This is a genomic window from Sphingomonas sp. PEI4 (assembly GCF_056679955.1).
In genome coordinates, this window is the sequence record NZ_JBWXPI010000008.1 from 1 (window position 1) to 16,070 (window position 16,070).

At 65.1% G+C, this 16,070-nt stretch carries 21 protein-coding genes; 12 read left to right on the forward strand and 9 right to left on the reverse strand.

Going from position 1 to position 16,070, the window contains the following annotated elements:
- Together AC1MLZ_RS25070 and AC1MLZ_RS25075 are read right to left on the reverse strand one after the other, a co-directional pair.
- Positions 1-417 (reverse strand): DsrE family protein (locus tag AC1MLZ_RS25070; RefSeq protein ID WP_480962526.1); only part of this gene is annotated, 417 nt, incomplete at its 3' end.
- Between the two features lie 102 nt (positions 418-519).
- The gene (locus tag AC1MLZ_RS25075) at positions 520-1,992 is read right to left on the reverse strand and encodes a multicopper oxidase family protein (protein ID WP_007016074.1); all 1,473 of its coding nucleotides are present in this window, start codon (positions 1,990-1,992) and stop codon (positions 520-522) included.
- 188 nt (positions 1,993-2,180) lie between these two features.
- Here AC1MLZ_RS25075 and AC1MLZ_RS25080 point away from each other — a divergent pair, with 188 nt between their 5' ends.
- Genes AC1MLZ_RS25080 through lgt form a run of 7 tightly spaced genes read left to right on the forward strand, consistent with a single transcriptional unit; the run spans position 2,181 to position 6,302 of the window.
- On the forward strand, positions 2,181-2,537 hold the full coding sequence (locus AC1MLZ_RS25080; RefSeq protein ID WP_218036647.1) for an ArsR/SmtB family transcription factor: 357 nt from the start codon (positions 2,181-2,183) through the stop codon (positions 2,535-2,537).
- Positions 2,538-2,539: 2 nt separating this feature from the next.
- Positions 2,540-2,965 carry a YeeE/YedE family protein gene (locus tag AC1MLZ_RS25085; protein ID WP_004213265.1) on the forward strand — a complete coding sequence of 142 codons (426 nt, stop codon included), beginning with the start codon at positions 2,540-2,542 and terminating at the stop codon, positions 2,963-2,965.
- Between the two features lie 3 nt (positions 2,966-2,968).
- Positions 2,969-3,412 carry a DUF6691 family protein gene (locus AC1MLZ_RS25090; protein WP_054435633.1) on the forward strand — a complete coding sequence of 148 codons (444 nt, stop codon included), beginning with the start codon at positions 2,969-2,971 and terminating at the stop codon, positions 3,410-3,412.
- Positions 3,409-4,188 (forward strand): sulfite exporter TauE/SafE family protein, encoded by a 780-nt coding sequence (locus tag AC1MLZ_RS25095; protein WP_004213267.1) that lies wholly within the window; start codon positions 3,409-3,411, stop codon positions 4,186-4,188. The genes AC1MLZ_RS25090 and AC1MLZ_RS25095 overlap by 4 nt, the downstream gene beginning before the upstream one ends.
- 19 nt (positions 4,189-4,207) lie before the next feature.
- On the forward strand, positions 4,208-4,957 hold the full coding sequence (locus AC1MLZ_RS25100) for an MBL fold metallo-hydrolase (RefSeq protein WP_007016078.1): 750 nt from the start codon (positions 4,208-4,210) through the stop codon (positions 4,955-4,957).
- A gap of 36 nt (positions 4,958-4,993) precedes the next feature.
- Positions 4,994-5,380 (forward strand): rhodanese-like domain-containing protein, encoded by a 387-nt coding sequence (locus AC1MLZ_RS25105; RefSeq protein WP_004213269.1) that lies wholly within the window; start codon positions 4,994-4,996, stop codon positions 5,378-5,380.
- Positions 5,381-5,426: 46 nt separating this feature from the next.
- Positions 5,427-6,302 carry a prolipoprotein diacylglyceryl transferase gene (gene lgt, locus AC1MLZ_RS25110; protein ID WP_007016079.1) on the forward strand — a complete coding sequence of 292 codons (876 nt, stop codon included), beginning with the start codon at positions 5,427-5,429 and terminating at the stop codon, positions 6,300-6,302.
- A 3-nt stretch (positions 6,303-6,305) separates the two neighbouring features.
- Here lgt and AC1MLZ_RS25115 read toward each other — a convergent pair whose 3' ends face one another.
- Together AC1MLZ_RS25115 and traA are read right to left on the reverse strand one after the other, a co-directional pair.
- Positions 6,306-7,025 carry a DUF6118 family protein gene (locus tag AC1MLZ_RS25115; protein ID WP_231635606.1) on the reverse strand — a complete coding sequence of 240 codons (720 nt, stop codon included), beginning with the start codon at positions 7,023-7,025 and terminating at the stop codon, positions 6,306-6,308.
- A gap of 35 nt (positions 7,026-7,060) precedes the next feature.
- Positions 7,061-9,985 carry a Ti-type conjugative transfer relaxase TraA gene (traA, locus tag AC1MLZ_RS25120; protein ID WP_480962527.1) on the reverse strand — a complete coding sequence of 975 codons (2,925 nt, stop codon included), beginning with the start codon at positions 9,983-9,985 and terminating at the stop codon, positions 7,061-7,063.
- Between the two features lie 171 nt (positions 9,986-10,156).
- Here traA and AC1MLZ_RS25125 point away from each other — a divergent pair, with 171 nt between their 5' ends.
- The 5 genes from AC1MLZ_RS25125 to AC1MLZ_RS25145 are packed head-to-tail and all read left to right on the forward strand — an operon-like array spanning position 10,157 to position 13,045.
- Positions 10,157-10,507, forward strand: coding sequence for a YnfA family protein (locus AC1MLZ_RS25125; RefSeq protein ID WP_054434199.1), 351 nt, complete (start codon positions 10,157-10,159; stop codon positions 10,505-10,507).
- Positions 10,508-10,518: 11 nt separating this feature from the next.
- Positions 10,519-10,866: a conjugal transfer protein TraD gene (locus AC1MLZ_RS25130; RefSeq protein WP_054434201.1), complete on the forward strand. Its 348-nt coding sequence runs from the start codon at positions 10,519-10,521 to the stop codon at positions 10,864-10,866.
- A gap of 19 nt (positions 10,867-10,885) precedes the next feature.
- Entirely contained in the window at positions 10,886-11,110 is a 225-nt protein-coding gene (locus AC1MLZ_RS25135; RefSeq protein ID WP_054434204.1) for a conjugal transfer protein TraD, read from the forward strand.
- Positions 11,110-11,400: a hypothetical protein gene (locus tag AC1MLZ_RS25140; protein WP_185210358.1), complete on the forward strand. Its 291-nt coding sequence runs from the start codon at positions 11,110-11,112 to the stop codon at positions 11,398-11,400. Before AC1MLZ_RS25135 ends, AC1MLZ_RS25140 begins: the two co-directional genes overlap by 1 nt.
- A 1-nt stretch (position 11,401) precedes the next feature.
- Positions 11,402-13,045, forward strand: coding sequence for a type IV secretory system conjugative DNA transfer family protein (locus AC1MLZ_RS25145; RefSeq protein WP_054435620.1), 1,644 nt, complete (start codon positions 11,402-11,404; stop codon positions 13,043-13,045).
- 268 nt (positions 13,046-13,313) lie between these two features.
- On the opposite strand, the gene AC1MLZ_RS25150 is transcribed toward AC1MLZ_RS25145, so the two are convergent.
- The 5 genes from AC1MLZ_RS25150 to AC1MLZ_RS25170 form a co-directional block, all read right to left on the reverse strand.
- Positions 13,314-14,024: a replication protein A gene (locus AC1MLZ_RS25150; RefSeq protein ID WP_231635603.1), complete on the reverse strand. Its 711-nt coding sequence runs from the start codon at positions 14,022-14,024 to the stop codon at positions 13,314-13,316.
- 357 nt (positions 14,025-14,381) lie between these two features.
- Complete coding sequence (locus AC1MLZ_RS25155; protein ID WP_231635604.1) at positions 14,382-14,633, reverse strand: ribbon-helix-helix domain-containing protein; 252 nt, start codon at positions 14,631-14,633, stop codon at positions 14,382-14,384.
- A 53-nt stretch (positions 14,634-14,686) separates the two neighbouring features.
- The gene (locus tag AC1MLZ_RS25160) at positions 14,687-14,953 is read right to left on the reverse strand and encodes a ribbon-helix-helix domain-containing protein (protein ID WP_054435622.1); all 267 of its coding nucleotides are present in this window, start codon (positions 14,951-14,953) and stop codon (positions 14,687-14,689) included.
- The gene (parA, locus tag AC1MLZ_RS25165) at positions 14,950-15,633 is read right to left on the reverse strand and encodes a ParA family partition ATPase (RefSeq protein WP_054435623.1); all 684 of its coding nucleotides are present in this window, start codon (positions 15,631-15,633) and stop codon (positions 14,950-14,952) included. Before parA ends, AC1MLZ_RS25160 begins: the two co-directional genes overlap by 4 nt.
- A gap of 188 nt (positions 15,634-15,821) precedes the next feature.
- Positions 15,822-16,061, reverse strand: coding sequence for a hypothetical protein (locus tag AC1MLZ_RS25170; protein WP_054435624.1), 240 nt, complete (start codon positions 16,059-16,061; stop codon positions 15,822-15,824).
- Positions 16,062-16,070: the final 9 nt, after the last annotated feature.

Below are 16,070 nucleotides of genomic sequence, written 5' to 3' on the forward strand. Positions count from 1 at the left end.
CGGCATGATCTCATTTCCGACCATGGCCTGACTGCAAACGCGGATTGAAACACCGGCTTTCTGGAGAGCGGCAATCAGCGCAGCGTTCGGGTTGGCCGCTACCTTCATACGCGCCGCATATGGCGCGTTCTGCAGGACGAGCGGGGTCGCGGGACCATGAATGATGACGGCGATGTCACCAGCCGGATGGACCTTGTCCGCGCCTAGCAGGTTCACGAAGCGCGCGACCTTCTCAAGGCTGGGATTCACTTTGTCGGGAGAGCTTGCGGCCTTGGTGACATTGAACAAGACGCGGTAGCGAAGCTTGGGATCGGGCCGCTCGGCAGCACTGGGCACGGCCACGATCCCGCCAAATCCCGGTATTACGGGATAAACCAGATTATCCTGTGCAGCTAGCGAGGTGCCGCCGGTCAGCATCGTTGCCGCGAGCAGAAATGTGGCGAAAGCTCTTTTTGGCAACCTTGCTCTCCTGTTGGACGGTAGGCGCTGCATAAACTCTCCAGAAGTGGGAGCCTACGCCTACGCAACACTGAACTGGCCCATCATTCCATTATCCTCATGTTCAAGGATATGGCAGTGATACATGAAGGGAGCGCTCTTGGCCGGCTGATCAAATCGGATGAGAAGCTCCACCGGTTCCTTGACGAGGACCGTGTCGCGCGGCCCCTGGTCGAGAACATCGGGCTGCCCGCCACCGCGGGTGAGAACATCAAAGTGGACGCCGTGAATATGGATCGGGTGGCGCATCATTTCGCCAGACACCTCCCATATTTCGGTGGAGCCTAGCTTCACCGTCTCATCGATGCGATTCATGTCGAATGGCTTGCCATTGATCGTAAGGCCGCCACCGCCGCTTCCTGAGCCCATCATGCCGCCCATGCCCATGTTGAGGCTCAGACGGCGACGGCGCACCGCCTTGCTGGCGTCGGGCCCAGTTCGTGATGCCAGAAGGGTCGGCACGACGCCGCTGGCACGAGCCTGTCCCAACGGCCGTGGTTCAAACCGCAGCACGGTCGCTGGTGCCGCGGCATCGGTCCTTCGGGCGCCACGCCCCATCATACCCATGCCGCCCATCATCGAGCTGTTGGTATCAGCCGCCGTCACCAGCGAGGCGGACCTACCGTCCGTGAAGTCCACGAGAAGCTCGGCACGTTGGCCCGGCGCCAAGGTTATGGCTTCCAATGCCACTGCGTGTTCGAGCAGCCCCCCTTCGGTTCCAATCCAGTGAAAGCTCCGCCGATCGGAAAACGACAGCTCATAAATCCGCGCGTTCGATGCGTTGACGAGCCGCAGGCGAACCAACCGATTTGGCACCGCCGCCAGCGGATTCACCGCGCCGTTCACAAGGATCGTGTCGCCGCGCCGGCCCTGCATGGCGACCATCATGCCGCCTGGCATGACAAGGCGACCATTTTCGAACTGGCGATCCTGGATGAGCAGGGGCAGATCGTCCACGCCATATTCTGACGGGAGCCCCAGGCCCTGCTCTTCGTCGTCGGTTACCAGCAACGCCCCAGCCAGGCCCGAATAGACTTGCTCGGCCGTCAACCCATGGACGTGTGAGTGATAAAGGAGGGTCGCTGCGGGCTGCCGGATCGGGAGCGTGGGCCGCCAGGTCGCGCCCGGCGCGATGATCTGATGGGGGCCGCCATCCAGCTCTCCGGGGATCAGAAGCCCGTGCCAATGCACAGTCGTGTCCGCGTTGAGCCCGTTGGTCACGACAGCCGCCACGTCGTCGCCACGGCGCACCCTGATCGTCGGTCCGAGATAGCTGCCATTATACCCGAGCGTGTCACTCGGCCGGCCTGGATAAAATGAAGTCGTTCCGGACTGGACCCGTAGCGCGAATGAGCGGCCAGGCCGTGCGTCCAACAGCGGCGGCATCGGAAGCGGGTTTGCACCTCCCCCGCCGAGGCCCGGCGTGGAGCGCGAGCAAGCGGTGGTTGCGAACAATGCCGCTCCGCCAGCCAACAGCGAACGTCGATCGAGCATCTAAATCTGTCCCAGCGTGCAGCGCAGCTCGGAAGCGATACGGACAGCCTGGTCGATCAGCATGGGGTTACCTCGCACTCCGGCGCTTCGAAGGAGCCTCGATGGCTTGGCGAAATAGTAGCTCACGGGGGGAACCTCCTAGCTGGCGCTTGATCGAACACCACTCCATCATATATGCTACATATAAGATGTTTGGAGCAACTGTGCCACCTTCCCTCGTTAAAATGTCTCCGGAGCTTCTGGAGGAAAAGGCCGGCGAAGCGGAAGCGTTCCTCCGTTCGCTTGCGAGCCGGCACCGTCTGATGATCCTGTGCAGCCTGCTCGGCGGGGAGTTGTCGGTAACCGATCTGGGCGAACGCCTCGGACTGACACAGTCGAATTTGTCCCGCCATCTGGCCACGCTGCGCGACGAAGGCCTGGTCGGAACACGGCGGGAGAAAACGACGATATTCTACCGCATCACGTCCGAGCGCGTGCTGCCGATCCTGACGGAACTCTACGCACTCTTTTGCGCCGGTGACGAAGCTGAGAGCAGAGAATCCTGACGATGGAGGGTTTCACCCCATTCTCGGCCATCGTGGGCGGCGCGCTAATCGGCCTCTCGGCTTCCTTCCTGTGGATCGCCAATGGGCGCATCGCTGGAATCAGCGGCATCGTCGGCGGGGTGCTTGCGCCTGTCCGCGGCGAGATGGCCTGGCGCGCAACATTCCTGGTCGGCCTGCTCGCCGCGCCCTTGCTCTACCGGGCGGCGGGCGGCCTGCTACCGGACCTCACGTCGCCGGCCCCAGTCGCCGTCGTGATCGCAGCCGGCCTTCTGGTGGGATTTGGGACTCGGCTCGGGAGTGGTTGCACCAGCGGGCATGGCGTCTGCGGAATAGCGAGGCTCTCGCCCCGCTCGCTCGCCGCGACAGGCGTCTTCCTCATCACAGCGGCCGCGACTGTGTACGTCGCCCGACACGTCATCGGACTCTGAGCAATGAGGAAGCTGCTCATCGCGCTCGCCTCGGGGCTCATTTTCGGCTTCGGCCTGATCGTCTCCGCCATGATAGCCCCCAGCAAGGTTCTGGCGTTTCTTGATGTCGCCGCGCCGTCGTGGGACCCGAGCCTTGCCTTGGTGCTGGCCTCGGCCGTCATGGTTTCAGCGTTGGGATTTGCACTCGGCCGAAGGCGCGATGCTCCGCTTTTCGCACCGGCGTTCAATGGGCCATCGTCCCGGTCCCTGGACAAGAAGCTTCTCTCGGGCGCGGCTTTGTTCGGCGTCGGATGGGGCCTCGTGGGCTACTGCCCTGGTCCGGCCCTGGTCGCCCTGAGCCTCGGAGCGCCGGCGGCGCTGGTGTTCGTCGTGGCGATGCTGGCGGGCACGGGCGTCTTCGCCCTTCAGGAACGTTATCGCGCAGCCAGGCCCGGGGCAAACCCATGACGCCGGTCGACATCCTCACGCTCATATCCGGTGTCGTCGTCGGCTTTACCCTCGGGGTGATCGGCGGCGGCGGCTCGATCCTTGCCCTGCCGTTGCTGCTGTATGTCGTGGGCATGAAGGACCCGCACGTCGCGATCGGCACGAGCGCGCTGGCGGTGGCCGCCAATGCCTTCGCCAACCTGATCCAGCACGCCCGGGCCGGAACCGTGAAGTGGCCCTGCGCCCTCGTCTTCGGGGCATCGGGCGTCATAGGCGCCCTGATCGGCTCCACCCTGGGCAAGATGGTGGCGGGTCAGCATCTCCTGGTGCTGTTCGCAGGCGTGATGATCGTGGTGGGGGTTTCCATGCTGCGCGGCAAATCCGGCGGCGGCGACCCGGGCGTGCGGATCACGCGCCCCATCGCTGTGCGGCTCGTGGCGATCGGCCTTCTCGCCGGCCTCCTGTCAGGGTTCTTCGGCATCGGCGGCGGCTTCCTGATTGTGCCCGGCATCATGCTCGGCAGCGGCATGCCCATCCTCAACGCGGTCGGATCGTCGCTGTTTTCGGTGGGAACGTTCGGATCGGCGACAGCCCTCAACTATGCCCTGTCAGGACTCGTGGATTGGCGCGTGGCCGGCTTCTTCATCGCTGGCGGGGTCGCTGGCGGCGTCGCCGGCATGCAAACCGCCATCCGGCTCGCCGATCATAAGGGCTTGCTCACCCGCATCTTCGCTTTCGTCCTGCTGGCCGTGGCCGCCTACATGCTGTTCCGCAGCCTGGGCGGGATCGGCGGCTAGACACCATTGGAGACCGATCATGATCTTTCGTCAGTTGTTCGAGCCGGAGTCCTCGACCTACACCTACCTCCTCGGTTGCCCGGAGACGCGCAAAGCCGTCCTGATCGATCCTGTCCTCGAAACGATCGAACGCGACCTTGCCGCGCTTCAGGAACTGGATCTCGAACTGGCTTATACGTTGGAGACGCATGTGCATGCGGACCACGTCACATCGGCCTGCTATCTGCGCAGCCTTACCGGCTCCAAGATCGCGTACCCCGCCATGGACGGCCTTCCCTGTGCTGACGTGGGGGTCGCCGAGGACCAGCCTTTGACTGTCGGCGCGCTCAAGCTTCAGCCGCTGTTTACGCCGGGGCACACCGACGCCCACCATACCTACCTGGTTGAGCAGCCCGATGGTCTTCGCGCCTTCACCGGCGACGCCCTGCTAATCGACGGCTGTGGCCGCACCGACTTCCAAAACGGTGACGCCGCCACCCTTTATCACTCCGTCACGCAGAAGATTTTCACGCTGCCGGGCGATGGTCTGATCTACCCGGCTCACGACTACAATCATCGCCACATCACGACAGTGGCGCAGGAGCGTGAACGGAACCCGCGCCTTGCGGGCAAGACCGTTCAGGAATTCGTCGCGATCATGGCCGCTCTCGATCTTCCCTACCCAAAGAAGATCGACGTTGCCGTTCCGGCAAACAAGCTTTGCGGTGATTGCCCGACAGATTTGCCGGAAATGCTGCGCCAGATAGGCGGCAAGTCCGAGCAGGGCTGAGCCATCCGATACAGGTTCATTTACAGGAGAAAGTCGATGCCAACACGCACCTCGAAACAACTGGTTTCCGAAGCGAATGCGATTGTCGAAACTATCGCGCCTGACGATGCAGCCAAACTTGTCGGCAATCCCAAGGTCCAGTTCGTTGACATCCGCGAGCCAGGGGAAGTCGCAAAATCGGGGCTGGTGGCTGGTGCGGTGCATGTCCCGCGTGGCCTTCTGGAATTCCAGGTCGATCCTGAAAGCCCCACCCACAATGCCAAACTCGCCAGTGGATCGCGGTTGGTGCTCTATTGTGGGTCCGGCGCCCGCTCGGCGCTGGCCGCAAAATCACTCAAGGAGATGGGCGTGGAGAATGTCGCCCACGTCCCCGGCGGGTTTGCGGCGCTCAAGGATGCCGGCGCTTCAATCGCACCGGAATAACCCATGGCGCGCTCGAGCGCCGCTTCTCGCAGGCAGGATACAATCCTTGGATAGCCATATCGCATTCGCCAGCCTCGGATTGAGCCCGATAGCCATCTCCATAGGCCCGCTCGACATCCGCTGGTACTCGCTGGCCTATATCGCCGGCATCATTGCCGGGTGGTGGTATCTGCTGCGGCTGCTGGCCCAACCAGCGGCCCCGATGAACCGCGCACAAGCCGACGATCTCGTGTTCTACGCGACGTTGGGCGTTATCCTCGGTGGCCGTCTCGGCTATGTGATCTTTTACGGTCCTGAGATGATCTTCGACCCCCTGCAAATCCTCAAGCTGTGGGACGGCGGCATGTCGTTCCACGGGGGTGCAGCTGGCGTCTCGCTCGCGCTGATCCTGTTCGCGCGACGACACGGCCTCGAATGGCTGCGGGTCCATGATTATGTCGCCTGCACCGTGCCGATCGGCCTGTTCTTCGGCCGCCTCGCTAATTTCGTGAATGGTGAGCTTTGGGGAAAGCCCACCGATGTGCCTTGGGCGATTGTGTTCCCCGGAAGTCGCGATGGCCTCGCGCGTCACCCGAGCCAGCTCTACGAAGCCGGGCTGGAAGGACTGGTCTTGTTTGCCGTGCTCGCGTGCCTTTTCTGGTTTACCAACGCCCGACGTCGCCCTGGCATGCTCGTCGGCGTGTTCCTTCTTGGCTATGGGCTCGCTCGCTTCATTGTCGAATTCTTCCGGGAGCCGGATGCCCAGCTTGTCGGCTTCACAGCCAGAACAGGGCTTCATATGGGTCAGTGGCTCACCGTGCCGATGATTGCCGCAGGTATCTATTTGATAGTCGCAGCTTGGCGCGCCGGCTCGCGCAACCAGCAGGGCAAATCAGTAAAAAGTGAGCCAGCAATCATGCCAAAATCGAGTTGCAGTGAATAGGAACTAGCGGTCGCTATCCTGCTGCTCCTCAAGGCTAGCACCAACTTTGATTGTGCATCGCACCGTCTCGCGCGTTCGGGCTGCGGCCTTGCTGCACCCTTCGATCGTTTCGCGATTGGCCAACACCATCCTGTCGGCCGCTATGATCGCGCGGAACGCGGTGGGCGAGGCGGCCTGCATCATCCGCTGCCCGCCTTCCCACATTGACAGGTCGAGCGCTCGCGCCGCCATCTTTTCCGGCCATTGCCAGCTCGCCGGCACGGCACGCGCGACGACGCCGGCGAACGCCGCCCAAAGCACCATGCCGAGCACCACTCCGCCGATCGCCGTCCACATCAACCAGCGGTTCTGCTCGTAGCCCCGCCGCGCCGATGCGGTGACGCCCTGAAGCGCCCGAGTTGCATCCTTCAGCTCTGCGGCTGCGGTCGCGATCGTCCGCCGGTCCTCGGCGCGGGCGTCACCGCCTGCCGCTACGATCCGGTCAACAACGTGACGCGGCGTTGCTCCGTCCCTGGCTGCCGTCACCAGCGCGTCGGCGCGCTGCAAGGTGGCGTCGATCTTCTGCACCATGCCCGCCAGCGTCTCGCTATAGTCGGGCTGCTCGGGAAGTTCGGCGCGCTCGACCGCCATGCGCTCGACGGCGCGGCGTAGCAGCGCCAGCTCACCCTCCACCCGCGCGAAGGCCTCCTGGGCTGTCTCGGGTTCGTGCTCGTCCTTGCTCAATCCTGCTTCCTTTTCATACCCGAAAGCACGAATGCCTACCGGCTCAATCCCCGGTCGCGCTCGCGGTCCGGCCCCAGCGATTTCGCCAGCGCATCCCCGATTGCGCGGTCATTCTCCAGTTTCAGCTCCAACTCGGGCGCGCGGCGACGCAGCGCGGATTCAAGTTGCGGATCGCGGCCGATCGCACCGGCGACCTTCGCCATGTTGCCGCGCATCCGCTCCGCGCCGGGGCGGTCGCCCGCCCGCTCAAGGGCAGCACGATCGCGCTGCATCGCCTTCCAGGCTTCCACGAAGCGACCCGCGCGCGCCTCCGGGTCGAGCCGCACGCGCTGCTCCTCGGCCATCGCGCGCACGGCCCCTCCGGTGTTGCCGCCAGCGGCCTGCTCGATGAGACTGGGATCGCGCCTGAGCGCGGAAGCGAGATCACGCGCGGCATGGGGCCGGTTCGCGTCCAGCGCCTCGCCAGCCTTGCGCAATGCGCTCTCCTGATGCGGCAGCACCGGCAAGTCCTTGGCGCGCATCCGGCCTATATCGGCCGCGGCGCGCGCATAGCGTTCGATCGCCCCGGCCTGGTCGGGCTTGCCCCCGATCGCCGGCTCGGCCTGCGCCTTTACATCCGAAATGGATGTTTCTCGCACCGCTTTGGGCCGGAAGCCGTCGAACATGCCCTTGGCCTTGTCGCGCACCTTGGCGGCGATCTCCCGTGCGAGTTCCGGGAACCGGATCTCGCGCCGCTCGGCGAAGGCGCGTGCCCGGTCCTGGTCGGACGGCGCGGCATAGTCGCCGGCCATATCCTTGGCGCGGTCACGCGACAGGACGCGGGCGAGCTGGCGCTGATCGGTGAAGTCGTCGCGGCCATAGTGGAACGCCACCCCGTCGCGATGCCGGGACAGGGCGACATAGGTACCGTGCCGGTCCATCCCCGGCGTCGCCAGCACATGCGCGCGATCGACGGTCACGCCCTGCGATTTGTGGATGGTGGCGGCATAGCCGTGATCGACATGCGCATAGTCCTTGAGGTCGAACGCGACGCGGTTGCCGTCATCGAGCCGTACCGCCATGCGGCGCTCGCTGACCTGCTCCAGCGTGCCCAGCGTGCCGTTCTTCACGCCCATGCTGCGCTCATTGCGCAGGAACATGATCCGGTCGCCGGCCGCGAAGTCGCGCCGGCCACGCTCCACGGTTACGCCCACGTCCGCGCCCAGCTCGCCGGTCGCTCGCATCCGCCCGCGCGCCTCCTCGTTGAGCGCGCGCACCTCGGCGTTGGTGTGGGTGAGAATGATCCGGGTCTTGTCCGGCTCGGCCTGGCGCTGGCGATCCCAACCACCCACCAGCTCGCCCCGCGCCCCCTCGCGCGTGTCGGCCGCCTGCACCATGCCCCGGCTCTCATAGGCGTGCAGCGCCGCGCCTGTGCGGCCTGTGGCGAGCGAACGCGTCGCCTCCTTCTGCCAGTCGTCACGCTGCCGGCGAACCTCGGTGATCTCGGCCGCGCCATGCCGCTCGGCCATCGACCGGAACGCCGCGCCGGCTTCGATCGCCTGCAACTGCTCGGGATCGCCCACCAGCACCACCTTGGCGCCGGCATCACGGACATGAGACAGCACCCGCTCCATCTGGCGGGTGCCGATCATGCCCGCCTCGTCCACCACCAGCACGTCCTTGGGGCCAAGCTGGTCGCGCCCCTGCCCCCATGCGTGTTCAAGACTGGCGATGGTCCGGGACTGGATGCCCGATCCGCCCTCCAGATTTTCGGCCGCGATGCCGGACAGCGCCGCGCCGCGAACGGTGTAGCCTGCGTGCTCCCATCCATCGCGCGCGATGCCCAACATGGCGGATTTGCCGGTGCCGGCATATCCGACCACATTGGCGATGCCGCTCGACGCGGTTATATGCTCCAGCGCGGCTTGCTGCTCGTCCCCGAGCACGAGCCCTTCACTCCCGGCAACGGCGCTCGCTCGGTCGAGAACCGCTGCCGGGAGACCATGATCCCTCCGCGCCGCCAGCTCGTCTCCAGCACGCTCAAGCCGCGCTTCGGTCGCGATCATATCGCGGGACGTGAACCGCTCCTGGTCACGCCCGTCCTTGCCCAGCGCCACCAGCTCGGGACTGGCGCGCACCGCCGCCATCACCTGGTCGAACTGCTCCTTGCCGTCCGAATGCCTGAACGCGAACGTCGCAAGGTCGCGGGTAGTGAACGTGGCCTGCTGCCGGGTGATGGCGTCCAGCGCGACATTGGGATTGGCGATAATCCGATCGCCGTTCTCACGCGCGATGCGCGTGTGATCCTCGATCCGCTCCGCCTCAAGCCCCTGCTCCGGTCGCCGCGATGCTGCCGGGCCGATCTTGTGCTGCGGCTCCAGCTCGATGCCCTGCTCCTCATAGGAGCGATGATCGATCCGACCCTCAAGCCCCAACTCGGCCATGCGCTCGTTGACATGCGCGCTCCACGCCTCACGCCAGTCTTTCAACAGCTCGGTGCTGTTCCAGTCGCGATTCTTCTTCCCGAACCCCTCCGGCCCCACATCGCGCATCGCCAGCATGACATGCGCGTGCGGCTTCGGCGTGCCGTCCTTCGCCTTGTCCCAATGCACGTTCAGGTCCGCGACCATCCCGCGATCGACAAACTGCTGCTTCACGAAATCACGGGCGAGCCTCACGCCCTGCTGCTGATCCATCTCGCGCGGGATCGAGAACTCCACCTCGCGGGCAAGCTGCGCGTCCTTGCGCTTCTCCCCCGCCTCCACCTCGTTCCACAAGGTCGCGCGGTCGTTTAAACGCTCCGGCGCGCCTTCCGGCAACATGATCTCGGAGTGGGTCACGCCCGCCTTGTTGCTGAAATCGTGATCGCGGTTTAGCCGATCGTCATGTAACTCGGACGCGGAACGATAGGCGGCGCTCGCGACGGCGCTCGATCCGTTCGCGCGGCTGACAACCTTGGCGGAGAAGTGGTAGATCGCCATGACGCCCCGCTTATTGCACTTCTGAGCGCACGTCGGCAACGACGTATAAGCGCGCACTCACAATCCGCTACGCTCCTCGTGACTGACTCGCTGGCGCTTTCCGATCGTTCTGGCTTTACCCTCATACCGGGTGCGCTAAGGTGCTGTCGTTCAAGGCGCGGAAGCGACACGATGCCGACACTGGGTACACTGACTGCAACCGGCGTGATCTACGCTATGGCGGCGCTCGCTGAAATCGCGGGCTGCTTCGCTTTCTGGGCGTGGATAAAGCTCGGGCGGTCGGCATGGTGGATCGCGCCGGGCATGATCGCGCTGGCGCTGTTCGCGTTCCTGCTCACCCGTGTCGATGCCGATGCTGCGGGGCGGGCCTACGCTGCCTATGGCGGCGTCTATATCGTCGCGTCGCTGCTATGGCTGTGGCTGGTCGAGAACCGCGCGCCTGATCGGTGGGATATGATCGGTGCGACCATGTGCATCGTCGGCGCCGGCGTGATCCTGCTCGCGCCACGATCTGCTTCATGATGGAGGAATAGATGCGGAAGGTTCGCGATTACGATGCCGAGCTGAAGGCGCTGAACGACAAGGCCCGGACGCTCAAGGCGAAGCGGGTCGAACAGCTCGGGCAACTGGTCGCCGCTACGGGTGCGGATGCGCTCGATGCGGAAACCCTCGCCGGGGTGCTGCTCGATGCGATCGGATCGAAGGATGCGGGCGCGAAGGAGGCATGGCGTGTGAAGGGCGCTGCCTTCTTTCAGCGGCGCGGGCGCAAACCTGTCCCGAGCGAAGTCGAGGGGGGTAGCGGCACTGCTGCAATCGACGGATCGGGCGCTGCGACTGAACCGGGCGGCGACGCTGCGCGCGGAAGCGGCGGAACGTCGTAGCGATACGCGGGGCTGGGTCATGCAACGCCGCGAACGCACCCGTCACCTGATCGAGCTGGGCGGCCTCGTCCAGAAAGCCGGCCTGGTCGAGCTGACCGACGACGATCGCGCCACGCTCTACGGCGCGCTGCTCGACCTAGCGGGACGCGCGCGCGGCGATGATGCCGGCGACGCGCTGGCGCTCTGGAAGCGGCGCGGCAAGCGAGCGTTTGATGCGGACGCGGAAACGATGGAAGCGAGCTGATGGCGGATTTCGATATCGAGGCGGTGCGGGCGGAAGTCCGGGCGATGGATTTCGTGCGCGGTACGCCCGTGGAAGTCGCCATGTGGCGCGAGGATATGGCGGAGTCGCGCGCCAACCTCGTCATCGAGGACATGATCCCGACGCCCAACGATGATGCGTTTTTCGATATGCTGCTAGACGAAGGGGTGTCCCCTCCCCTCGTCTCGCAAATCCTGCTCCGGCTGCTCGATCATCCCGACGCCGATCGCTCGTTGCCGATCACGCCCATGATGGCGGCGGAAAGCCGCTAGGATGGGCATCGCGCGCGCTACCCGTAACCTTGCCCGCACTGCCCGCGCCAATCCGATGTGGGCGCTGCTCGGCATCCTGCTCGCCCCCTTCCGGTTCGCCCGTCACATCATCGGCATGGGCATGTTCGCGATCGTGCTGTTCCTCGGGCTGTTCGCCCTGCTGCTGCTATCGATCTGGTTTTTCGAGCTGGATAAGAACGGCGTGGTCCCCCAGCTCGGCTTTATCGGGATCGGCGGTGCCGTGGTGCTGGTCACGGCCTGGATGTTCGTTCTGCCCCTGCTCCGCCGGTTCGACTATGACGATCGCGCCGACACGCACGGCTCGGCCCGCTTCGCCAGCGCCGGCGAAGCCCAGGCCCTCAACGACGATCACGGCCTGCTGATCGGCCGCGACGTGAAGACCGGCAAGCCGCTGCGCTATGCCGGCCCCGCGCATCTGCTGACGATCGCGCCGGCCCGCACCGGCAAGGGCGTCGGCACCATCATCCCCAATCTGCTGGAATATCCGTTCGCGGTCGTCTGCATCGACCCCAAGGGCGAGAACGCCCGGATCGCCGCGCGCCAGCGCGGCAAGTTCGGCGCGGTCCATGTCCTCGATCCGTTCGGCGTCACCGGCCTGGCCTCGGCGGCGTTCAATCCGCTCGATCGTATCGACCCCAACGGCCTCGATCTCGCCGACGACTGCATGACGCTCGCCGACGCGCTGGTCCACGACGCGCCCGGCGAAGCCGGCGACGCGCATTGGAACGAGGAAGCCAAGGCGCTGATCGCCGGTATCCTGCTCCACATCATCACCACCGAACCGCCCGCCACTCGCACCCTGGACACGCTCCGCGACCGGCTGACGCTCGCTCCGGCCGCATTGGCGGCGCAGCTCGCGGCGATGCAGGCGCAAGGTGGCCTGGCCGCGCGCGCCGCCAACCGTCAGCTCGGCAAATCCGACCGCGAAGCTGCCGGCGTGCTGTCGGCCGCGCAGCGCCATACCCACTTCCTCGACTCCCCACGCATGGCGACGGTGCTGGGCGGCTCGGATTTCACGTTCGCCGGGTTGAAGGATGCGCCGGCGACGGTGTTCCTCGTGCTGCCGCCCGATCGGCTCGCCAGCTATGCGCGCTGGCTGCGGCTGATGGTGGCGCAAGCCCTGACCGAGCTGGCGCGCGCGCCGGGTCGTCCACCCTGGCCGGTGCTGTTCCTGCTCGATGAGTTCGCGGCGCTCGGCCGTCTCGAACCGGTCGAACGCGCGATGGGGCTGATGGCGGGCTATGGCGTCCAGCTCTGGCCGATCCTGCAGGACGTCCACCAGCTCCGCGCCCTCTACGGGCAACGCGCCGGCACCTTCCTGTCGAACGCGGGCGTCCTCCAGGTGTTCGGGGTCAACGATCAGGACAGCGCCAAGCTGGTCTCCGATCTGGCCGGGGAGGAAACCGTCGTGTTCGAGACGATGAGCCGCGCGATCGACGCGGAAGAAAGCGGCCTCTCGTTTGGTCAGCAGCATGTCGGCCGCGCGCTGCTCACCCCCGATGAAGTCCGCACACTGCGCCCCGACCGCCAGCTCCTGTTTCTCGCCGGGCAGCGCCCGATCATCGCGGCCAAGCTGCGCTACTATGCCGATCGCGAGTTCGCCGGGCGGTTCGATCCGGCATGATCGATCGCGGCTAAGTCGCTGGGCTGCAAACTAACGGGTCGATTTAAGCCCCGCTGGTGAGCTTGGGCGCAACCAGCGCGGGACAACATGTCGAAAGCCCCTTCCCTGCCCTCACCGCGCTCCTGACGGTCGCTACGGCACGTTCCGGTCGCGACCTCGCCCACTTTCTTCCCGCCAAGCCTGCGGCCGGTAGGCCGCCCGGTGACGCCGAAGGCGGCACGAAACGAACTACGCATTGGCCGTTAGGCCAATTCCGCATTGTATATTTCTAACTCTGGCTGGATTCATTCTGCCTCTCTGAATCACGTTCCTGGTCCATGATTGCTCGCCCGATCCGGGCAAGGATCGCGGCTAGGCCGGGATCGTCGATGAGCTGGCCCGGCTGCTCATCGAGCGGTAGCCTGGCAATCATCACCCTGCCCTCCTCGGCCGCTGCCTGCCGCCGATCGCTGTCGTCTTCTGGCGGTGGAGGCGTCATGCCACGCTCGACCTGCGGCGGGAGCATCAAGCGGTAGGCGTTCGAGGTCTGTTTGACCTGGGGGCCGCGCATTCCTGCGTTGCCGGTCGGCACATAGCGACGCAACCAGTCGAGGAAGCCATGCGCCTTGAGCCGCTTGAGCGCATCCACCACGGCCGCGATCGAGCGGCCGATGCGAAGCGCCAGCGTCGCGATGGCCGGATCGAGTCGGCCTGTCTTGTAGTCGATCAGGCGAAGCAACTCGCGCAACACCTCAAGCCCGACATGGCCGATCGCGCCATTCTCGCGGTTGTTGCGCTCGCGCCGGTGGGCAAGCCGTTTCAACCGGTCATATTTCTCGGCCGCCTGCATGAAGCGAGCGACGTTCTTGGGACTGAACGGTTGCCAGAACCGCCCTTCCCGGCCCTCCTCGGTGCGGCTGTAGCGGTGGACCCGCTGGCCGGTCTGACGGCCGGGCCGCCTACCCTTCGCCCCTCCAAGGGCCTCGAACACAGTTTGCATGGAACCTCCCGTCGTTCGGTCGGCCCGGCTGCTGGCGGCAATCCTTCATGGACAAAGCTCTCCCGTTCTCGAAAACAGCGTTTTCGAGTTGACTTCGCGTCCGATCTGCGGGAGGCTGTTCCTGCTACAGAACGCGGGCCTCCGCCCATCAGACTTTCCGAGAGCCCGGCCGCCAAGCCGGGCTTTCGTCGTTTTGGCCCTAGCGGTGCCACCCGCTACGATCGCCACGGCGAATCGGCGAACGTGTCCGCCGACACCAAAGCCTGTCAGATTCCTATGTCTTTGGGAAGTGCGCTCTATAATGCTGGCGCAATAGGTCAGGTGTTCACGTGTTCACACATTCACACGTGAACCTGTTCACTTCTCGATGGGCTGATTGTATTTCTGGAGAATGTCGAGGACGGCCTCGGTCAACATCGCCTCGATCGTGCTGTCTTCCTTGACGGCGAGGATCGCGAACGCTCGGGCAACCGCCGGATCGAAACGACCGGCGATCGACTTCTTGCCGATGCGATTGCGCTGGCGACGTGGCGCTTCGATCGGCAGCATCGGTTCTTCAACCTCTGCGGGCGTGCCGGTCGATTTCCTGGCGTTCGTCGATCTTGCCACCCCCAAAGCTCCTAATCTTGTGTTCACACGTTCACATATTCACACGTGGACAGTTATCGCTCGCCAAACGGATGCTTGCCGTGCTGGCGCATGAGCAGGTCGATGGCTTCGCCAAGGAGCGCCTGCAACGTCGTTCCCTGCTCGGCCGCCAGCATGTTCAGACCGCGACTGACCTCGGGGCTGAAATAGGCGCTCACGGCCTTCTTGCCCTGCCGGGTCTGCGCGCGGGTGGCGGGCGTCGCCGTCGCCTGGTCGGGGCTGTCGCCGATCGCGCCAGCCTTCTCCACCCGCTGCTGCTTCATCGCGCCAAATTTGCTCATGCCGCGCCCCGCTTCTTGTTCATCCGTGAACGTGTGGACACGTTCACCTGTCCACTTGTCCACGCCCATAGCGCGGCGACCTCCTCGGCCGCTTTACCTTCGGGTTCCAGCTCGATCGCGGTTTTCCCCTGCGCCGTGCTGTGATGATAGATCGCCCGCTGGGTGAGCATGACGGGCGCAACGTCTACGCCCATGCCGGCGACGCCATCGCTGCCCTCGATCAGCTCGCGGGCATCCCGGTAGGTTGTCGGCGCGCGCTGGGGGCCGCCCATGAACAGCACGAACGCGGGCTTGCCGCTCGCCTGCACAAGCTCGGCCGTCATCTCGACGGCTTTGAGGTCGAAGGCTTGCGGACGACACGGAATCAACACCAGGTCTGCGACCTTGCAGGCCTCCCGCGCCATGATGTCGGCATGGGGCGGGGTGTCGATCACCACCAAGTCGGCCCCGAGTTCGGCCGCTTGTTGGAGCTTGCGGGGCAAAAGGGGAGGGGAGGCGCAATCGACCACCTCAAGGTCCGACGATCCGCGCCACTCGCTCCAGTGGCTTGCCGTCGCCTGCGGGTCGGTATCGAGAATCAACACGGCAAGCCCCGCGCCCGCCCCGGCCGCGGCTAGGTGGATTGCCAGTGTCGTCTTACCCGCGCCGCCCTTCTGACTGATGACGGTGATGACCTTCATGTGAACCCCTGAACACGTGAACGTGTGGACTTGTGAACACGTTCACGTGTGGACGTTCCATGCGTCTAGGTCAAGGCGGCGATCCGCTGCGCGGATCCTCGCCCCCGCCAGCCGATCGGAACCCGGCGGGCCAAGACCGCTTGAGCGGCGGTGCCGCGCAGCGGCAGGCACCCCATGTCCTGCTGCTATCAGCGACCTAAACGAGTTTCGTCGTCGAGGGCGTCAAGGAGTTCCTGCGGATCGGTGAAGCCGACGCGGTGCGCCTTCATTGTAACGCGCGCCGACTCCATCGCCGCGCGCGTCTCGGCGTTCGGCATTTCGGATCGAACGGCGTCCTCGTCGATCGCCTTGGTCTGTGAGTCGGCAAGAAAGCCTTCCTGCTCAAGGAAGCTGTCGAGGGTTGGCCCTCGGTGTTTGTTGTCAGCCATCTTCAATCT